Genomic DNA, 18971 nt, shown 5'->3' with positions numbered 1-18971 from the left:
CCTGTCCACACCTGCTTGCCGACCTCACCACCGGCTCCACCCGCCAACGCCGCCAGCAGTCCAACCGATACCGGATCCACCCTGCACCGACTTCCGTTCCTGCCTACACATTCAGCAGGAGTAGACACGCTACGAAGAGCCGTGGTTCCTCGTAGGCCAACCAGACAATGTTCGGCCGGACCCTTGTTGAGCGGCCTCCCGGAGGAGCCGCCCCCAACACGCCATATACCGTGCACAACCAGCATCATCCGCCCCAGGTAGCGGAGGAGCCCGACAGCCACCGTGGGAGATCATCGCTGAGCCCACGAATCGGGGAGTCGATCAAGGTTTGGAAAGCAGGTATTACTGAGAAATCTGGCCTGCAGCGCCGCACTGAGGTTGATGGCTGCCATATACTCGCGATGCTGGTCTCCGATCTCGCGGAATATGGCAGCAGCAGAAGCGAGGTTAACGACGGCCTCGTCGAACCGTCGAATAGACCTGAGAGCGAATCCCCGGTTGGCTAGCGCTACCCCTTCACAAGCTGCATCGCCAACTTCTCGCAGCGTGGCGACAACAGGGGTGAGGACAGCAATCGCTTCATCGAAATATTTCAACTCGACCAAGGAAGCCCCGATGCTTGCTTGCGCCAAAGCTTCGTTGTGAATGTCGCCAGACGTGTGGAATATTGCTGCTGCGGCCTTGTGTGCATCCAATGCCTCTTCAAATTTTCGCAAGTCCTGCAGGACCTCACCAGCCTCGGCCAGCGCAACGCCCTCGCGATAGAAGTCGCCGATCCCATGAAATATGGCCGCAGCTTCTCTTTGAGTGTCGATGGATTCCCCGAAGCGGTACGCCTGCCTCAGAATTGAGCCGAGGGTAGCCAAGGCCCTACCTTCAAGCTGGCGATCATCTACATCACGAAGGATAGCGACAGCTGTGGCAAGGACTTCGAGGGCTTCGTCTGTGCGGTTCACCTGCCCCAAGGTCTCACCAAGGATGCTTAGTGCTGAGCCTTCACGACGACGTTCACCCGTCTCTTGAAAAATTTCCATGGCAACAGTAAGCGCGTTGACGGCGTCCTCAAACCGACCGAGCTTCGCCCAGGTTTCCCCAAGTCCGAGAAGAGACACGCCTTCGCGTCCGCGGTCGCCGATTCTTCGAGCATGGGACGCAGCGGCTGCTAGGACACTGACGGCCTCCTCGTACCGCCGCGTCGACCTCAGAGCCAGCCCGAGGTTGGTCAGCATCACGACCTCGCTTTGGGGAGAGGCCCCTGACAGCTTGGTCATGGATGACTTGAGAACATCAACAGCTTCATCGTATTGCCGCGCGTCAACCATCACAGCACCCAGGTTGCAGAGCACTGCACCCTCGCTATTGACATCGCCGACCTCACGGAAGCAGGAGGCCGCAGCCTCAAGAAGGCCGATGGATTCCTCAAACCGCCGCGCGTCTTTAAGAGCTGAGCCGAGGTTACTCAGCATCCTTCCCTCGCCGTCGCGATCACCGATCCTGCGTGAGGCTGCAAGTGCCGTCGTTCCGACTTCGACCCAGTCGTCAAGATACCGAGATCGATGAAAGAACCAGCTTAGGTCAGCAGCAAGACTCACGGCTGTATCATCACGGCCGTCATCTGCAGCAACAGTGACGATCCCAACCAGGTTGGCTCGTTCAGTCTCCAGCCATGCCAACGCTTCATCGTGGTCGGCGAACAGGGAAGGGGACTCACTGCGGGCTTCAATCCTGTCAACAGCCGCCTTTGTGGTGCGATCGTAGTGATCTATCAGCCGAAGGTTGGCTTGATCCCGTAGGTCTTCATGAGCATGCCTTCTCCCGCAACCGTCGGCGTAGAGCCGGATCAAGTCGTGCATACGCCAGCGGCCCCAGACGTCTCCTGGGTCGACCAGGTGGGCTCGCGCGAGGTCGGTAAGCACCTCGTCGGCCAAACCTTCGTCGATATCGGCAAGGTGCGCTGCGGCTTGACTCGATATATCGGGACCCGGATTGAGAGGGAGTAGACGAAAGAGCCGAGCTTGCGAGGCCGTAAGCTGCTCGTACGACAAGTCGAAAGACGCCTGCACTGCTCGGTCTTCCCGACAGAGATACCTGAGTCGGGTATGTGCTTCAAGTAGGGATCTCTTGATGGAGGCAAGTGGACGACTCGGCATGTCTGCGAGCAGGGCTGCACAGATGTCTAACGCTAGAGGCAATTGACCGCACAGTTGCGCAATCTCAGTAGCATCTGTCGGCGCGTCGTCGACACGTGTATCGTCATGGCCTCGGGCCCGCCGCAACACCTGCCGAATCAAGTCTACCGACTCGGATGACGTCAGCACAGCGAGGTCGTAAAGGCGAGCATCGATGTCGAGGGTGCCGCGAGAGGTAATCAGTACTGCGGTGGAGGCGTCACTGGGCAACAGCGGGCGAACCTGCGCCGCACTATATGCATTATCAATAATGACTAGGCTTCGTCGCCCATGCTCGGCATAGGTGGAAAGCACCGCGCGATAAAGCCGGGCACGGTCTTCCAGCTCATCCGGCACATGTTCCCGAGGGATGGCAAGGGCACGCAAGAAGCTACCCAACGCCTGATTGGGGCTAAGGCGACGCTCGTCGTCGTAGCCCTGTAGATCCACGAAGAGCGCTCCGCCGGGGAACCAGTCCGGCTCGTCGAGAGCGCGGTACGCGGCTTGCAGGGCTAGCTGAGTCTTACCCACACCTGGCAGTCCGGATATCGCGGCCCTTGCCGCCCGACAGGACTGATCAGGAGCGAGAGCCTCCAATAGTTCGGCCAGTTGATCCTTACGACCAGCAAACGATCGAGGGCGAGGTGGTAGCCCAGACAGTGCAGGAGCGATCTGCTCGGGGAGCTGGACCGTGATGTCACGACCTTGGATCACGGCACCGACGAAGAGCCCGCCCGTGATCTTGTTCGAAACGGTGTCATTGCCGTCGCCAGGTCGAACCTCGTCGGTCATGACGTCTGCACCACTCCCACAGCTGCAACCTCCATACAAACATGTCTAGTTGACTCACATCGTTTCAGAGAGCGTGGCATCGCACGCGACTTCGCTCCCTTCGGCAGAACCTCTTTTGATCGTCCTCGACCCCACCCGCGCCCGAGAAGGAGGGCAGTTCCGCCTGACGGCAGGCGGGAAGGAGCCCCGGCCAGAGGGAAGCTGACAGGGCGCCAGCTTTTGTGCCGGAATCGACTCAGATGGGCTGGTCCACGACCGTCAACAGCACTGCGGCGATGGCGATCAGCGCCTTGGCCTCGTCCCGGCTGTACTTGAACGCCGACGTGACCGCGTCCGCATGCACCGATCCGCTGGCCTGGTCCTCCACAGCCGTGCGAATCGCCGCCCATCGCTCGTCCTGCCCGCGCTGGCGGGGATCCTTGTTGAGGGGCCAGGTCCACCCGCTGTGGAGCCTTACCCACTCCAGGGCCTGGCGGGCTTCCAGAATCGCGCCGTCGATGTCGCTGTCCAGAAGCCGACGCTGCGCGGAGCGCAGATGCTGGGCGGGCTCGGCGCGGGGGTCGTCCTCCAGCGGGAACGGGACCTGCATCTCGAAAGCGACGGAGGGGCCGAGGGCGTTGATCTGATCGATCCAGCGGCTCTTGGCGACGCTGAAATGGAGCACCTCCGTCGCGCTGCCGGGATAACCGGCGGCCTGGGGCAGCGTGCCGGTGACCTCCAGTTCCATCCGCAAGTCTCCGTCGCGGCCTCGTTGATGGCGTGGAGCTGGGCCGAAGTGATGAGGAACTTCAGGACCGGGCGCGCAGCATCTCCGTCACCCGCCCTACGAGCGTCCGCTGGTACGGGCTCCGGACGCCGTAGAGGTCAGCCTGCAACGCCAGGAACCTGCCAGCCTTCGAGGCGAGAGGCGCCTTCACCTCCAGGCCCACCTGGAGGCAGATCGTGCCCATGCCCCTGAGAAGCTGCACGCTCTCCTCCCGGACGCCAAGGACGAAGTCCCCGGCCTCCGCGTCAAAGCGCATCACGTTCACGACTGGCTCCTCCGTAGCGATGTCCCGGCCTGCCGATTCTCCATCAGCCGCCACCGTGGATTGCCCGTTTTATGGGAACCCCCCAAGAGCGCCCCCCGGCCACGCGGCTTCGGTCAACCGCGGACGCGCCCCTGGCATCGGCCGCTCATCGCCCAACGGCAACTACCCGCTTGTCCACCGCTCTGCACGATCGCTGCACGCCTGTCCACCGACTGTCCACCGGTGGCAATCATGGCGTCCCAGAAGGGGTGCCCCGCCGCCACGGATTAATCTTGGAGATCAAAGGCCCAGGTCGGAGGCTATCCAACCTGGGCCTTTACGTGAGCCGCCTCCGGGATTCGAACCCGAGACCTAGGCGTTACGAGTGCACCGTGCCCAGACCTCCAACACTCCACCGCAGACCGCGTCCTACCTCACGGCAGTTGCAGAGCCGCGGGCAGATCAACAATGCTATGTCCGATCAATCCGAACCAGCTGAGAGGCGTCGCCTGCTCCTCTGCTCCTCTGCGCCAGGGACTTTTCAGGGACTTTCAGCCCTGTCTGAGGGACTTCCGAGGGACTTTCCGCCGCGTAACGCGGCAAGCCCCCGAAAGACCGGAAAGGGCCTCCGACGCAGGTCAGAGGCCCTTTCCCAAGCAAAGCCACAGGTAGCGGCAGACGAGTCGGGCTGTACGCCGGGTTCTGTCACCGACGGGCCTCGCGGCCCGCCGGGAGACGGCCATCCATCTAGGACCGGCGTTGCCGCCGGCCTCGTGCGGTCTACCCGCGGACTCGGGCGGGCAGCCCTCAAGCGTCCGCGCAGAGCCGCCTCGCGGCGGCTCCTCTTGACCTTGCTCCGGGTGGGGTTTACCGAGCCGTCCGGGTCACCCCGGACGCTGGTGGTCTCTTACACCACCGTTTCACCCTTACCGAGGGCCGAAGCCCCCGGCGGTTTGCTTTCTGTGGCACTGTCCCGCGGGTCACCCCGGGTGGGCGTTACCCACCACCCTGCCCTGTGGAGCCCGGACGTTCCTCGGCGGGATCTGGGGATCCCGACGCGGCCGTCCGCCCGGCTCGTCTGCCGTCATACCCATGTTACCTGCCGGTCCAGGGCGCTCGGACGACATTGGGGCGCCGGTTCCGCCCCGCGGAGACGCCCGTTCCGCCCCGCGGACCCGTCTCCGCGGCCGGGGCCGGAGTGCATAGGCTGCGCCCGGGGCCGCACCCCCAGTCCCACCGGTCAGAGGAGAAACGCTGTGCTCGTACTGTTGCCGCCGTCCGAAGGAAAGGCCACCGGAGATTCCGGGGCGCCGCTGGATCCGGCAGCGCTGTCGTTGCGGGGGCTGGCCCCGGCGCGGGCCACGGTGCTGGACGAGCTGGTCACGCTGTGTACGGGCGACGAGGACAAGGCACGGGATGTGCTCGGGCTGAGCGAGGGCCTGCGGGGCGAGGTGGCCAAGAACGCCGCCCTCCGGACGGCGCCGGCCCTGCCCGCCGGAAAGCTCTACACCGGCGTGCTGTACGACGCCCTGGGGCTGGCCTCACTGGACGCGGCCGCCCGCGCGCGGGCCGAGCGCTCGCTGCTGGTGTTCTCCGGGCTCTGGGGTGCGGTGCGGATTGACGACCGGATCCCGTCGTACCGCTGCTCGATGGGTGTGAAGCTGCCGGGGCTGGGCGCCCTCGGCGCGTACTGGCGCGAGCCGATGGCGCAGGTCATGCCGCAGGCCGCCGGGGACGGGCTCGTACTGGACCTGCGGTCCTCGGCCTACGCCGCCGCGTGGAAGCCGAAGGCCGAGGTGGCGGAGCGTACGGCGACGGTGCGCGTGCTCCACTCGAAGATCGTGGACGGGGTGGAGAAGCGGTCGGTGGTCAGCCACTTCAATAAGGCGACCAAGGGGCGGCTGGTGCGGGATCTGCTGCTGGCCGGGGCGGAGCCGGAGAGTCCGGCGGAGCTGGTGGAGTCGCTGCGCGAGCTCGGTTATGTGGTGGAGGCGCAGGCCCCCGCGAGGAGGGGCACCGCCTGGCGGCTCGATGTGGTGGTCACCGAGATCCACTGAGCCCAGACCCATCCCGGTTGCAACATCTGCAACATCCGTTGCAAATGATCGATGCCGTCACACAGGATGGCGGCATGACTTCCGTGCTCGATATCGCCACCGTCCTCCCCGTTGTGGTCCTGGAGGACGCCGCCGACGCGGTGCCGCTCGCCCGCGCGCTCGCGGCGGGCGGGCTGCGGGCGATCGAGGTGACCCTGCGGACACCCGCGGCACCTGCCGCCATCCGGGCGATCACCAACGAGGTGCCCGACGCCGTGGTCGGCGCGGGCACCGTGATCACGCCCGAGGACGTCGAGACGGCCATCGACGCCGGAGCTCACTTTCTGGTCAGCCCGGGCTGCACGGACCGGCTGCTGGGGGCGATGCGGACGTCGGGACGGCCGTTCCTCCCTGGCGTCTCCACCGCCTCCGAGGTGGTGGCACTGCTCGAGCGCGGGGTCACGGAGATGAAGTTCTTTCCGGCGGAGGCCGCGGGCGGCACCGCGTACCTCAGGTCCCTGTCCTCCCCTCTCCCCCGGGCCCGCTTCTGCCCGACCGGCGGAATCACGGCCGACTCGGCACCGGCGTACCTCGCCCTGCCCAATGTGAAGTCCGTGGGCGGCACGTGGATGCTGCCGCAGGACGCGCTGCGCACCAGGGACTGGTCATGTGTGAAGCGACTCGCCCGTGAGGCGGCGTCACTGGGCCACTGAGCCGTACCACCGCGGCACGCGAGAGGTCACCAGGCTGGATGACGCAAATCCGACAAACTGCCAAGTATCTTGATATGAACATCGTGAGAGGCGCGCTGTGACTCACGAAGGTTCCGTCACAGCTGCGCCCATCCGTTCTTTTTCAGGATGGCTGGGAGGGTCATGCGGCGGTTCAGGATCGCGGAGACACGTCAGGCAGAGCCTGTAACGCCGCAGAAAACGACCATTCGAAGACACGAGAAAGCCCGGTGGTATCTCCCAGCCGCGCTGTTCTTCGACTCCGCGGGCGTGGCGCTGCCGGTGGCGGCGACGCTGTCCGCCGCGCACGAGGCCCATCCGCTGCGGTACGCGGCCGTCGCCACCGTCATCTGGCTGCTGGTGGGGATGACGCGCAAGCGTTACGCGCACTGGCAGTTGGCGGAGAGCGGCACCGTAGGACCGGTGCTGCGCGACTGGCTCGTGCTGCTCGGCACACTCGCGGTACTGCGCCCCGCCTTCGGCATCGACACCGCTCCGGCCGCGGCATTCGCCGCTCTGCTGCCCTGTCTCGCGGTCTCCGTGGTCCACCGCAAAATGACCCATCGTCACCTTCTTGCGGCACGGAGAGTGGCGCACGCGGTCCGCCATGTTCTCGTCGTCGGCGAGGCAAGTGCGGCCGATGACATCGTCGGTCAGCTCGCGCAGCGTACGGACCATGAGTACGTGGTCGTCGGGGTCTGTGCGGTGGGCGGGGGCGAGCTGATGTCGGGTGTGCCCGTGCACGCCCGGCTGGCGGCCGAGCGGCCCGAGGTTCTGGAGGAGGACTCCTCGGTGGTGCTGGAGGCGGCGGAAGCCCTCGACGCCGACCTGGTCTTCGTCGCTCCGGGGCCACGCATGTCGGGCGAGCGGCTGCGACGGCTGTCCTGGGCGCTGCACGACGCCGGGCGGTCCCTGGTGGTGCTCCCGGGCATCATCGAGGTGGCACGGCGCAGGGTTCGGCTCACCTCGGCAGCCGGGCTCACGCTGCTGCACATCGCGCCCCCCTCCCGCCGTGGCGCGCCCGCCGCCTTGAAGGCGCTCACCGACCGGGTGGGTGCCCTCACCCTGGTCCTCGCGTTGGCCCCGCTGCTTGTCGCCCTGGCGGTCGCCGTACGCTTCAGCTCGCCCGGGCCCGTCTTCTACCGCCAGACGCGTGTGGGCAAGGACGGCGCGCCCTTCGTCATGTGGAAGTTCCGGACCATGGTGGTGAACGCGGACCGGCTCAAGCGTGAGCTGGAGGGGGCGAACGAGAACGACGGGCACATGTTCAAACTGCGGCGCGACCCGCGCGTCACCCCCCTGGGCCGCTTCCTGCGCCGCTATTCGCTGGACGAGCTGCCCCAGCTGTTCAATGTGCTGCTGGGCCGTATGTCACTGGTCGGGCCCCGGCCGCCGCTTCCCGAGGAGGTCGCCCGGTACGACGAGGTCGAGATGCGCAGGCTGAGCGTCAAGCCCGGACTCACCGGGCTGTGGCAGGTGAGCGGACGGTCGGACCTGTCCTGGGACGAGACCGTCTCGCTCGACCTGCGCTACGTCGACAACTGGTCGCTGGGCTGGGACATGGACGTCATGGTCCGCACGGTGCGTGCGGTCGTGGACGGGCGCGGCGCGTACTGATACCGGCGAGTAGCGGCGAGCGGACGGCGATGTCAGCAGACTTCGAACCACAGCGACGAGGGGAAGTGTCCCTCACCGGCGCGGAGGCCGTCATGGCTGGGTGCCGGCCGGTAGTCCGGGAACAGCGTGCGCAACTCTTCGGGCCGCTCGTAGTGCAGATGGGACATGCATGCCAGGATCCGCGCATGGTCGTTGTGGGTCAGGAAGGCTCGGACGAGCGAGGTCTCCGACCAGTGCAGCACGCTGGTCAGCAGGTCGCGCTGGTGGTCGTACGGCAGATACATGTCGTGGATGTGGACGATGACGCCCGGGGCGAGGCGCGGGAAGACCTCCAGAACGAGGAAGTTCACATCCGAGCCCGGCTTGACCACGTGGGATGAGTCGACGAACAGGACGTCGCCCGCGGTGAGCCCGGTGAACATCTCCACATCGACGGCCTGGACCGGCGTGCGGTGCAGGCGTACGCGGGGGTCGGAGCTCAGCCAGGGGCGCGGGTACGGTTCGATGCAGGTCACGGTCCCCGGGGCGCCGTCTTTCGCATTGCGGTCGAGTGCCCGCAGCGCGACATGTGTGGAGACGCCGCTGCCGACTTCGACATACCGGCGCGGGCACAGAGAGCGCAGAATGCCGTGCAGGGCCTGCGCCTCGATGTAGCCGTAGCCGGGTCCCAGCGGACCCGCTTTCTCGAAGACCGCGTTTCCCTGGTATTCGTCGAGAAATGGCTTGCAGGCGTTCTCGAGCCAGGCGATCTGTTCGTTGAGATCGACGTGCAGGCCGGGAAGTTGGGAAGGAGTGCGCCAGAACTCACGGGTCGCGGCGAGGCCGCGCAGATCCGGAGCGGAAGAGTAATAGTGGCGGGGTGCCACAAGGATCCCCACGTGCGAGAGAACCTTGTTCGCGACGACCGCTTGGCGCTTGACGGCATTCTTGAACTGCCGCCGAATGTGCAGTGCAGTTTCGCTGTTTCCCATGACGATCAACGTATACGGAGGCGCTGATCAACCACTTCGGACACACCGGGGAACTGTTCAGATGAATGATGAGCCCATGCCGTGTGCTGATGTTCTGCGCCGCCACCGGCGGCGGATTGCAGCCCATGGGAATCCGCCGCCTGTCTGGCGTCGTCCGCACCATAATCCAGAATACGTGAATCCCCCCTCCCCCCCGGTTTCTGATCGGGCAGGGTCCGGTCAGCCGTTGAGCTTCGCCTGTACCTGGTCGTATACCCAGCGGTAGGTGACCTCCAGGCCCTGCCGCAGCGAGATGGACGGCTCCCAGCCCAGCTCCTTGCGAATGCGCGTGTTGTCGCTGTTACGGCCGCGGACGCCCAGAGGGCCGGGAATGTGGCGGTGGTGCAGCCGGACTCCGGCGATGCCCTCGACGAGCGAGTAGAGCTCGTTGATGCTGATGAGTTGGTCCGAGCCGATGTTGAGGGGCTCGGTGACATCGCTGCGGGTGAGGCGAATGGTTCCGTCGACGCAGTCGTCAACGAAGGTGAAGCTACGGGTCTGTTCACCGTCGCCCCAGATCTCGATCTCGTCGGCGCCGGTGAGCACCGCGGTGGCCACCTTGCGGCACGCGGCGGCGGGAGCCTTCTCCCGCCCGCCGTCCCAGGTGCCGTGCGGCCCGTAGACATTGTGGTAGCGGGCGATTCGGGTGGCCAGGCCGTAGTCCTCGCGGAAGTGACGCGCCATCCGCTCGCTGAAGAGTTTCTCCCAGCCGTAGCCGTCCTCGGGCATGGCGGGGTAGGCGTCCTCCTCGCGCAGCGGTACGACGTCGGCGTCGGTCTGCTTGTCGGCCGCGTACACGCAGGCCGAGGACGAGTAGAAGTAACGTCCGACCCCGGCGTCGCGAGCGGCGAGCAGCATGTGGGTGCTGGAGAGCACCGAGAGCATGCAGGCGGCCTTGTTGTTCTCGATGAAACCCATACCGCCCATGTCGGCGGCGAGATGGTAGACCTCGGCCGCGCCTCCTGCCAGCACTTCCTCACACTGCGCGCGGAACGAGACATCGCGCACGGCGTTGTCGGCCTCCGGGTGCACCTGGTACCACTCGTGCAGCGGCTTGCGGTCAACGGCCCGTACGGTCTTGCCTTCAGCCAGCAGTGCCTGAGTCAGATGGCCTCCGATGAAACCTCCGGCACCGGTCACCACTGCGTGGATGTCAGCCATGAAATGCCTCTTTCTGGGGCGGTTGTCGGTCATCGACCGGCACGCACAAAAGCAGCGTGACGATCAGGGGGAGCCGGCGATCGCGGCCGCAACCAGCACGGCGAATGCATGGAGACCGCCCGGCTCCGTAGACAGCGCAGGTGCAGCCCGCCGCGACGAGCGACCTGGCTGTTCGGCCAAGCCGTGTGACACGGCGGCCGATCATGGTGAGTCTTTTACGTAAAAGCTGGTTTCCTACCTGCTTTTTGGCCTATTCGCTCAAAAGCACTCACGCAGGGAGGATGACTCCCTGGGTCATCGGCCGCGCCGGGGCCGCGTCATGAGCGTTTCGGACAGCAGTGCGGCGATGCGGCCCAGTCCGGCTTCCTTGCTCAGCCGCTCCTTGACATAGCGGGGCCCCTGTTGTCCCAAGGCGGCACAGCGGTCCTGATCCAGACTCAGCTCGGTGACCGCGCCCAGCAGCGCGCGGGGATCCTCCGGCGCGACCACCACTCCCGCACCTGAGCGCTCCACCTCCTGTGCCGTACCGCCGCCGATCGCGACCGAGGCCACGACGGGCCGCCCGGCCACGAAATAGGCGGTGAGCTTGGACGGCAGGCTCATGTCCATGACCGACGCCCGCTGGGTCACCACGAGTACGTCGGCGGCAGCGAGCACGTCGGAGAAGTCCTTGTCATCGGCGGGGGGCAGGAAGTCCAGGTTCGGCAGGCCCTGGGCAAGCTGCTCAAGGTGGGCCCGCTGACTGCCCTCCCCCATGAGCACGACCCGGACGCGCGGGTTGCTGCCGGCCGCGACGCGCGCCGTCTCAACCAGCACCTCGAGCCCCTGCTTGAGGCCCATGTTTCCCGAGTGCAGCACGATGACCTGGTCTTTCCGCCAGCCCAGCCGTTCGCGCACGGCATTGCGGTCGCCGAGCGAAGGAGGCTCGTGCGTCGTCCAGTTGGGCACGAGCCTGATCCGCGACTTGGGCACCCCCATGGAAGCGACTCGGTCCACGAACGTCTCGTGGACCACACCGATCAACGCGGCCGAACGCAGAATGTGCTTCTCCACCGCGCCGGCCAGAGACGCGACCCTGCCCCCGCCGCTGATGCCGCTCTGTGCCGCTGCCGCACCCATGAGGTCCTGTACGACAACCACGTGCGGCACTCCGTGACTGCGCGCGACGCGGCTGCCGATGACGCCGCCCGCCAGACTCGGCATCTGGGTCAGCACGACATCGGGACGGAAACGCGGCAGCCCGACCGATCCGTGCGCCAGAAAGCTCAGCTCGTACAGCGCCCGGCGCACCGCGGTCTGACGTGGCGGGACATAGTGACGACGGCGGTGGACCTCGACTCCGCGCCGGTTCTCCCGGACCCTCCATCGACCCCGGTAGTCGTCGTCCACCCGCCAGGCCGGGTAGTGCGGCATACCCGCGAGTACGTGTACCTCCGCCTGCGCGGCCGCCAAGTGCTCGGCGATCTGGGTTGAGTACTCCCCGATCCCGGCGTGTTCCGGGGCGTAGTTGGTGGAGACGAGGAGAAAGCGGCGACCGGTGAACACATCGTTCACGTCCGCCGCGTATCCGATGGGTCGTCGCAGTGATGCTGTAGTCATATGAGGACGAATATCACCTCATAACGACCATGGCCGCTCGCCGAGCAGCGCATGTCATTCAACGAGCCCATCGTGCGTGCCCCATCCGGTCGAACACGCCCCACGTGTGGCAGACAAACACCCTGCGCACACCGACTTTTATCCATCTCTGAGCTATATATGAGCTTCATTCGAAGCTCGCCTGATTTACCCCCGATGTACGGCGACGACGTCCGCTAGCGCCAGGCAACACCGACGGATCATCCCTGCACTGAGGAGGGGTACGAGATGGCAGAGACCACCGCCACCCGTGTTGCGGCAGACGCCGAACGGAACCTCCGCAATGCCACTGTGAAGCGTTCGCTGCGCGGCTTCACGGGCGCCGGCTACGACAAGGGACGCCCGCTGTTCGTCCAAGCCGCCTGGTTCGCGGTGCTGAACCTCCTCTTCGTCAGGTGGTGGTTTCCGCCTCGGTGGCGACCGGCTCTGCTACGGGCGTTCGGCGCCCGGATCGGGCAGCGGGTCCTGATCCGTCATCGTGTGCGCGTGCACTGGCCGTGGAAACTCGAGGTCGGCGACGACGTCTGGATCGGCGAGGATGCCTGGCTGATCAATCTCGAGCAGATCACCATCGGCAGTGACACCTGCATCTCCCAGGGCGCGATGCTGTGCACCGGGAGCCACCAACGGCGCTCTCCCACCTTTGAGTTCGACAATGGGCCGATCACCGTGGAGCCGGGCTCCTGGATCGCGGCCAGGGCCGTCGTGCTGCGCGGAGTCACCGTCGGGCGTGGGGCGGTCGTAGGTGCCTCGGCCGTCGCCCATCGCGATGTCAGTCCGGATTCGGTCGTCACGACGGGAGCCAAGGCATGAGAGTCGTACATGTGGTCACTCTCGTCACCGACGACGGTGCGTTCGGCGGCCCGACCACCGTCGCCACCGGGCAACTCGAGGAACTGGCCGCGCGCGGCCATCGAGTGGAGCTCCTGTCTCTGTGGCGAGGCAGATCTCAGGCTCCGAAGCGGATCGGCTCCACGCCGCTGCGGAGCAGGCCGGCCCGCTCCATCATCCCCGGTCAGGGGTTCCTCGGACTGATGCACCCGCTGCTGGCACGGGACATGTGGCGCGCCATGGACGGCGCCGATGTGGTGCACATCCACGCGGGGCGCGACCTTGTCTCGCTGACGGCGCTGGCCGTCGCGGCGCTGCGCCGGCGGCGTTTCGTGGTGCAGACGCACGGCATGGTGCAACCCCGGCACAACGCCGTCACCAAGCTCTTCGACGGGGTCTTCGTACCGCTGTTGCGCAAGGCGCGCTACGGCCTGATGCTCACCGACGAGGAGCGACGGGACCTGGCCGAGATCACCGCGCCGCAGAGCCCACCGCTGCTGCATCTGCCGAACGGCGTGCGCCCGCGAAGGGAGGCGGGCTCCCCCGCGGCGGAACCGCACCGCCCGGAGGTGATCTTCCTGGCACGGCTGCATCCTCGTAAGCGCCCCGAGGCGTTTGTGGAGATGGCCGCGCTGGTCCACAAGCAGCTGCCGGAGGCGTCCTTCACCCTGTACGGCGCGGACGATGGATCGCTTCCGGGTGTGCGCGAGCTGATCGCCGACCGTGGACTGGACGGCGTCGTCTCCTACGGCGGCGCGCTTGAGCCTGCGGCGACGGTGCACGCGTACAAGAAGGCAGCGGTGTATGTACTGCCGAGCGTCAACGAGCCCTTCGGTATGACGGTGGTGGAGGCTCTTGCATCGGGCACCCCCGCGGTGTGTACGGACAGTTGCGGCATTGCCGAGGAGCTGGCGCGCCGCGGAGCGGCCATGGTCACCGACGGCAGCCCGGAGTCCATGGCCGGTGCGGTGTGCCGGGTGCTCGGCGACGACGAGCTGCGCCGATCGCTCATCGAGGCCGGTCACCGTGCGGTTGAAGAGGTCTTCTCCATCGGCGCGGTGATCGACCGGCTTGAGGAGATCTACCGCGACGCCTGTACGCCGTAGAGCCTCGTTCTGGCTGCTCGTCGCGTTCACGCCAAGTAGCTTCGCCCTGAGCCCCGGCCGGTTCCACGTATGACCCTGCGTGGCGCCGGTCGCTGCGCTTTTCTTCAGGCTATTACCTGATGATTACTCCCAGCTCATTGCCGGGGATGCGGCTCATTTGGTTCCCCGGATAATCCCCTGACTCATCCGTACGTCCGCCGCTGTGGAGCAAGTGGCCTACGCGGTCGAAGCAGCAGGGGACACGCCCGTCAACCCTCAACCGCTCCGGCGCGCCTCTAGGTTATATCTAATGACAGACGGCTAAATAAGCTATCTGTCATTACGTCAGCGAGGGGTCACAGGTGCGGGGCAGTCAAATCCGTAGTGTTGCTGCCGTATGCGGTTGGGCCGTAGTGCTCATCGCACTGGTACCGGGGCTCATTCTCCAGTCGCTGGACGTGCGCATCGGGGCGGCGATCGCGCTGCAATGCGTCGTGGTGGTGCACACCGGGGGCGGACTCGCCCGGGTGCTCAGCGATGTGACAGTGCGCCTGATGGCCTTCGGTTTCTGGCTCTTCGCCTATGTGTGGCTGGGTCTCGCCCCGCTCGCCATGCTGGCCACCGATGAATATCCCTGGCCCTATCGGACCGGGGAGAACACGGCCTTCACCGCGACGGCTCTCATCGAAATCGGTCTGCTCGCCTACGGCGCCGGAGCGGCGATCGCCGGCCGGTACGCCAAGGCTCATTCCGTAGCTCTCGAACCTCTGCTCTCCCGCACGATCTCACCGGTGCCCGCGCTGCTGCTCTGCGGCTTCGCCCTCGCCCTTGCCGTGGTACTGATCCCGCGGCAAGGAGGGGTGGCGATGTTCTTCGCCAGCCGGGAGGCCGTCAGGCATTCGGGTGGCGCCGGACCGTCCCACAGCCTGTTGGCCTGGGTGCTGGCGGTACCGGCCTTCTGGGCGCTGGTCGCCCTGGTACACCTGCCCCGCCCGGAGAGCCGCAGCCAATTCCTGCGCCGTATGCGGCTGGTGCTGTTGCCGGTGCTGCTGGTCCTCAACGTCATCGTCAACAACCCCATCAGCAGGCCCCGTTTCTGGGCCGGAACTGTGCTGCTGACCCTTGTGTTCGCATCGAAGCGACTCTTCCGGCCGCAGGCCTTCCGCATCACCGCCGCCGCACTGATCGTGTCCGTGCTTCTCGTCTTCCCCTACAGCGACTATTTCCGCTACGACAAGCGCGAGGAGATGCCCGTGATCTCCGTCGCCGGCCAGTTCACCACCAACGGGGACTACGACGCCTACCAGCAGATGCAAACCGGCGTGGACCTGGTCAGGGACAGCGGATACGCGCCGAAGAACGCTGCGGGAGCCGCACTCTTCATGGTGCCGCGCTCAAAGTGGCCCGGCAAACCCGAGGACACCGGCATCGCGCTGGCCAATTACGCGGGCTACAAATTCTCCAATCTTTCCGCGCCGCTGTGGATCGAGAGTTACATCTGGGGCGGCGTCCCGGCAGTCCTCGCCGTATTCGCGCTGTTCGGCGCCGCAGGGCGCCGCGTGGACGACATCCGCAACCGGCTGCGAGCCCGGCGCGGCACCCTGGCGGCAGTGCTGATCCCGGCCTTCGCCGTCTATCAGCTGGTCCTCCTGCGCGGCAGCCTCATGGCCATCGCGGGACCGCTGTTCCTGCTCCTGATTATCCCGCTGTGCATCACGGCGCGGCCGCCCCGGACATCCCGGTCGAAGTCGTTGGTGATGCCGGCTGCAAACGCTGTAGAGGCAACGATCTCCGGAACAGGAGGGCGACTGTGATCGCTCCCAACCGCTTCGACGACAGGTTCGACGAGCCCGACCCACTACGCGAACAACTCGGCAAATTGCTGCGGTACCGCGTGTTCATCGTGCTGGGGGTCGCACTGGGGGTGCTCGGCGGGCTCGCCTTGGGCACGCTCCGCCCCCAGACCTACGTCTCCACCGGTGAAGTGCTCGTCCGCTCGTCGTCGGGACCGTTCACCATGGCCACGGAGCGGGAGATGGCGCGCAGCGCGATCGTCGCCGCCCGTGCCGCGGAAGCCGTGAATGATCCGGACAACGCCACCGAGCTCCAGCGGAAGCTGCGGGTGACCGTCCCGGCGAACAGCCAGATCATCAGATTCGAGTACTCCGCCAACAATCCCAGGCGCGCAGCGCGGCTCAGCAACGCCTTCGTCCAGGCATACCTCGCCGACCGCAAGGCCAGGACCGACGCCTTGGTGAGCCGGCTGACGGAGTCCCTGAACAAGCAGATCACTCCGCTCGCCCAACAGCGGCGCCTCAGCGACAGCAAGGCCGAGCAGGAGGGCCTGCGTTCGCAGATTCGCGGCCTTCAACGGCGCATCGATGATCTGAACTCGCAGGACACCGATGGGGGCGACATCGTCCGCAGGGCCGAGCCCGCCGAGCACCCGTCCGGCCCCAAGCAGGTGGTGCTCATCGCCCTCGGCGGTGTGGTGGGTCTCGCCTTCGGCATCCTGATCGCATGGCTGCTGTCGGTCCTGGAGCCGCGCGTGCGTTCGGTCACCGACGTGCAGCGCACCCTGCGCGCTCCCGTGCTGGGCATTCTTCCGGGCCGTAAGCCCAAGGAGCTGCTCGTGGTGGGCCGCACCACCACTCCCCTCGCCGAGGTGTACCGGTCCATCGCCTTCCGGCTCGCCCGCGACGAGCAGTCCACCGACGGCAGGCGGCTGCTGGTGGTGGCCCCGAGGCCGAACAGGAACGCAGCGGCTGTCGCGGTGAACATCGCCGCCGCACTCGCCGAGATCGGCGATGACGTACTGCTCCTCGATGCGGACCCGCGCAACCCGAAGCTCGCACGGCACCTTCCGGTCGCGGAGTCCGGCTCCTCCGACGGCCGTCGCGTCGTCGACGCGGGCAAGGCGGGCCGCTTCACCCTCCTTCCCGGCGCCAAGAAGGGCAATGTCGTCCGCACCCTGTCCACACCCTCCGTGATCCGGCATCTCAAGCCCACCGAGTCCGACAGTTCGGTCGTCGTCCTCACCCGGCCCATGCTTGCTCACGCCGACGGTCTGGCGCTGGCCCGGCGGGTGGACGGTGTGATCGTGGTGTGCAATCTGGACGAGGACCGGCGCGACGAACTCGAGCGGGTACATGAACTCGTCACCGGCGCGGGCGGTCGTGTCCTGGGCGCGGTGCTCGACATGCGTTCCCGGTGGCAACGAATCCGCAGCGCCCTGGACATCACCCGGCTGTGGCGGCGGGACCGCGACACGGATGCGTCCTATGACACGAAGTCCTCGCAGGACAACAAGCTCGTGGCCTCCCGAAAGTGACCGCCATCGGAACGACCACGACCGCCCGAGCGGGAACGGCCACCCCCAATGGGGTGGCCGCCACCGCGCGCGGCGGCTGGTGGGGTTTTCTGGGATCGGGTGCCAACGCTTTCTTCGGCTTCGTCCTGGTCGCCCTGGTCACTCATATGGTCGGCGCGCGTGGAGCGGGGGCAGTGTTCACCGGCGTCGCCGTCTTCACGATCCTGAGCAATGCCTGCAAGCTCGGCGCCGACACCGGGCTGGTGCGTTTCGTCTCCCGTGACCTGGCGACGGTCGGCGACCGCCGGATGGGCGCGCTGCTGCGCACGGCCGTCGTACCGGGCGTGGTGGCAAGCACAGCGGCGGCCGCGCTGCTGTTCCTGTCGCCCACGCTGTCCACAACCCTGCTCCCGAATTTCCCACCCGAAGAGGCGCTTGAGCTGGTCCGGCTCTTCGCGCTGTTCCTGCCCCTGGCAACGGTGTCGCTGCTGCTGCTCGGCGCCAGCCGTGGCTACGGCACCGTGGTGCCCTTCGTCGGGATCGAGCAGATCGGCAAACCCGTACTGCGCGTCCTGCTCGCTCTGCCGATTGCGCTGCTGGCCCCCGGGGTCCTCACCATGGCTGCTGCCTGGCTCCTCCCGTCGCTGGCCGGTGCAGTGGTTGCCTGGGTCGCGCTGCGCAGGTGCCGCGCGGCGCACGAGGAGACCTCGGCGCCGGAAGCGGCCCGTCCGGGGCGGGAGTTCTGGGCATTTTCCGCCCCGCGCGCCATCTCGTCCATGTTCGACATCAGCGCGGTCTGGATCGGCGTCATCCTGTTGTCGGCGCTGGGCACGAGTGAGGGGGCGGGCGTCTACACCGCCGTCGGCCGCGTCATCACCGCGGGGACGCTTGTTCAGCTCGCCATCCGGCTCGCTGTCGGCCCAGAGCTCAGCCGCCTCCTGGCGCTGGGCGAGACGACGCAGGCGCGCGACCTGTACCGGCTGGCCACACGCTGGATCGTGCTGTTCTCCTGGCCGCTGTTCGTGCTGCTCGGCTGCTTCCCGGGCACCGTGCTGACCGTCTTCGGATCAGGCTTCCACCAGGGGGCCGGCGCCCTGGTCATCCTGTGTCTTGCCTCGGCGTTCAATGTTTCGATCGGCGATGCCCAGACCGTGATGCTCATGGCCGGGAAGAGCTCATGGCACCTGGCCGTCACCGGGGCCGCGTTCGTGGTGCATGTGGTCGTCGGCGTTCTCCTCGTGCCACACCTGGGAGTTCTGGGAGCCGCCCTGGCCTGGGGAATGGCGATCGTGATCGAAAACCTCGCCTCGGCCGTGCTCGTAGGCCGCCGCCTGGGGTTCGCTCCCGTCGACCGCGGATACTTCGCCGCGGCCAGACTCGGTATCACTTGCACGGCCTCGCTCGTCCTGCCCGTAAGGCTGTTCGTGGGCGACACGGTGCTGGGACTCGCCGCCGGGATCACACTGACAATTTGCGCATTCGGTGTAGGTTTCTCCCGAAATCGCATGACGTTGGGAGTGAGTGAGCTCTTCGGTGTACTACGCAGCCGCGCCAAAGGCGCCCCGTAGCACCGGGGGGTAGG

14 protein-coding genes and 1 other RNA gene are annotated in these 18971 nt (G+C 66.5%); 8 read left to right on the top strand and 7 right to left on the bottom strand.

Translation table 11 applies throughout. The features are described 5' to 3' along the window. Window positions 1–290 precede the first annotated feature (290 nt). From ACY34J_RS22510 to rnpB, 4 genes are all read right to left on the bottom strand, one after another. Window positions 291–2960, bottom strand: a complete 2670-nt coding sequence (locus ACY34J_RS22510) for an ATP-binding protein (RefSeq protein WP_462728332.1) — start codon at window positions 2958–2960, stop codon at window positions 291–293. A gap of 235 nt (window positions 2961–3195) precedes the next feature. Next, complete coding sequence (locus tag ACY34J_RS22505; RefSeq protein ID WP_462728333.1) at window positions 3196–3687, bottom strand: hypothetical protein; 492 nt, start codon at window positions 3685–3687, stop codon at window positions 3196–3198. 61 nt (window positions 3688–3748) lie between these two features. After that, entirely contained in the window at window positions 3749–3991 is a 243-nt protein-coding gene (locus tag ACY34J_RS22500) for a hypothetical protein (RefSeq protein ID WP_462728334.1), read from the bottom strand. A 654-nt stretch (window positions 3992–4645) separates the two neighbouring features. Continuing rightward, window positions 4646–5047, bottom strand: an RNA gene (rnpB, locus tag ACY34J_RS22495) — RNase P RNA component class A. A 179-nt stretch (window positions 5048–5226) separates the two neighbouring features. Here rnpB and yaaA point away from each other — a divergent pair. From yaaA to ACY34J_RS22480, 3 genes are all read left to right on the top strand, one after another. Further along, a complete protein-coding gene (gene yaaA / locus ACY34J_RS22490; protein WP_462728335.1) occupies window positions 5227–6027 on the top strand; it encodes a peroxide stress protein YaaA in 801 nt (266 codons plus the stop codon). Window positions 6028–6101: 74 nt separating this feature from the next. After that, the gene (eda, locus tag ACY34J_RS22485; protein ID WP_462728336.1) at window positions 6102–6719 is read left to right on the top strand and encodes a bifunctional 4-hydroxy-2-oxoglutarate aldolase/2-dehydro-3-deoxy-phosphogluconate aldolase; all 618 of its coding nucleotides are present in this window, start codon (window positions 6102–6104) and stop codon (window positions 6717–6719) included. Between the two features lie 147 nt (window positions 6720–6866). Beyond that, window positions 6867–8354 carry an exopolysaccharide biosynthesis polyprenyl glycosylphosphotransferase gene (locus tag ACY34J_RS22480; protein WP_462728337.1) on the top strand — a complete coding sequence of 496 codons (1488 nt, stop codon included), beginning with the start codon at window positions 6867–6869 and terminating at the stop codon, window positions 8352–8354. 32 nt (window positions 8355–8386) lie between these two features. Here ACY34J_RS22480 and ACY34J_RS22475 read toward each other — a convergent pair whose 3' ends face one another. The 3 genes from ACY34J_RS22475 to ACY34J_RS22465 all read right to left on the bottom strand — a co-directional run bounded on the left by ACY34J_RS22475 (window position 8387) and on the right by ACY34J_RS22465 (window position 12124). Next, window positions 8387–9325, bottom strand: coding sequence for a class I SAM-dependent methyltransferase (locus ACY34J_RS22475; protein ID WP_462728338.1), 939 nt, complete (start codon window positions 9323–9325; stop codon window positions 8387–8389). Window positions 9326–9544: 219 nt separating this feature from the next. Then, complete coding sequence (locus tag ACY34J_RS22470) at window positions 9545–10525, bottom strand: NAD-dependent epimerase/dehydratase family protein (RefSeq protein WP_462728339.1); 981 nt, start codon at window positions 10523–10525, stop codon at window positions 9545–9547. Between the two features lie 294 nt (window positions 10526–10819). Further along, on the bottom strand, window positions 10820–12124 hold the full coding sequence (locus tag ACY34J_RS22465) for a WcaI family glycosyltransferase (RefSeq protein WP_462728340.1): 1305 nt from the start codon (window positions 12122–12124) through the stop codon (window positions 10820–10822). Window positions 12125–12391: 267 nt separating this feature from the next. On the opposite strand from ACY34J_RS22465, the gene ACY34J_RS22460 reads away from it, so the two are divergent. The 5 genes from ACY34J_RS22460 (at window position 12392) to ACY34J_RS22440 (ending at window position 18957) form a co-directional block, all read left to right on the top strand. Beyond that, on the top strand, window positions 12392–12976 hold the full coding sequence (locus ACY34J_RS22460; protein WP_462728341.1) for an LbetaH domain-containing protein: 585 nt from the start codon (window positions 12392–12394) through the stop codon (window positions 12974–12976). Next, window positions 12973–14100: a glycosyltransferase gene (locus ACY34J_RS22455; protein ID WP_462728342.1), complete on the top strand. Its 1128-nt coding sequence runs from the start codon at window positions 12973–12975 to the stop codon at window positions 14098–14100. Before ACY34J_RS22460 ends, ACY34J_RS22455 begins: the two co-directional genes overlap by 4 nt. Before the next feature lie 392 nt (window positions 14101–14492). Then, window positions 14493–15893: a hypothetical protein gene (locus ACY34J_RS22450; protein WP_462728343.1), complete on the top strand. Its 1401-nt coding sequence runs from the start codon at window positions 14493–14495 to the stop codon at window positions 15891–15893. Continuing rightward, a complete protein-coding gene (locus ACY34J_RS22445; RefSeq protein ID WP_462728344.1) occupies window positions 15890–17410 on the top strand; it encodes a hypothetical protein in 1521 nt (506 codons plus the stop codon). The genes ACY34J_RS22450 and ACY34J_RS22445 overlap by 4 nt, the downstream gene beginning before the upstream one ends. After that, the gene (locus ACY34J_RS22440; RefSeq protein ID WP_462728345.1) at window positions 17407–18957 is read left to right on the top strand and encodes an oligosaccharide flippase family protein; all 1551 of its coding nucleotides are present in this window, start codon (window positions 17407–17409) and stop codon (window positions 18955–18957) included. The genes ACY34J_RS22445 and ACY34J_RS22440 overlap by 4 nt, the downstream gene beginning before the upstream one ends. Window positions 18958–18971: the final 14 nt, after the last annotated feature.

Source organism: Streptomyces sp. HSS9-12 (assembly GCF_054963655.1).
The sequence above is the reverse complement of the archived record's forward strand: the minus strand, read 5'-3'. Positions and strand labels throughout refer to the sequence as shown.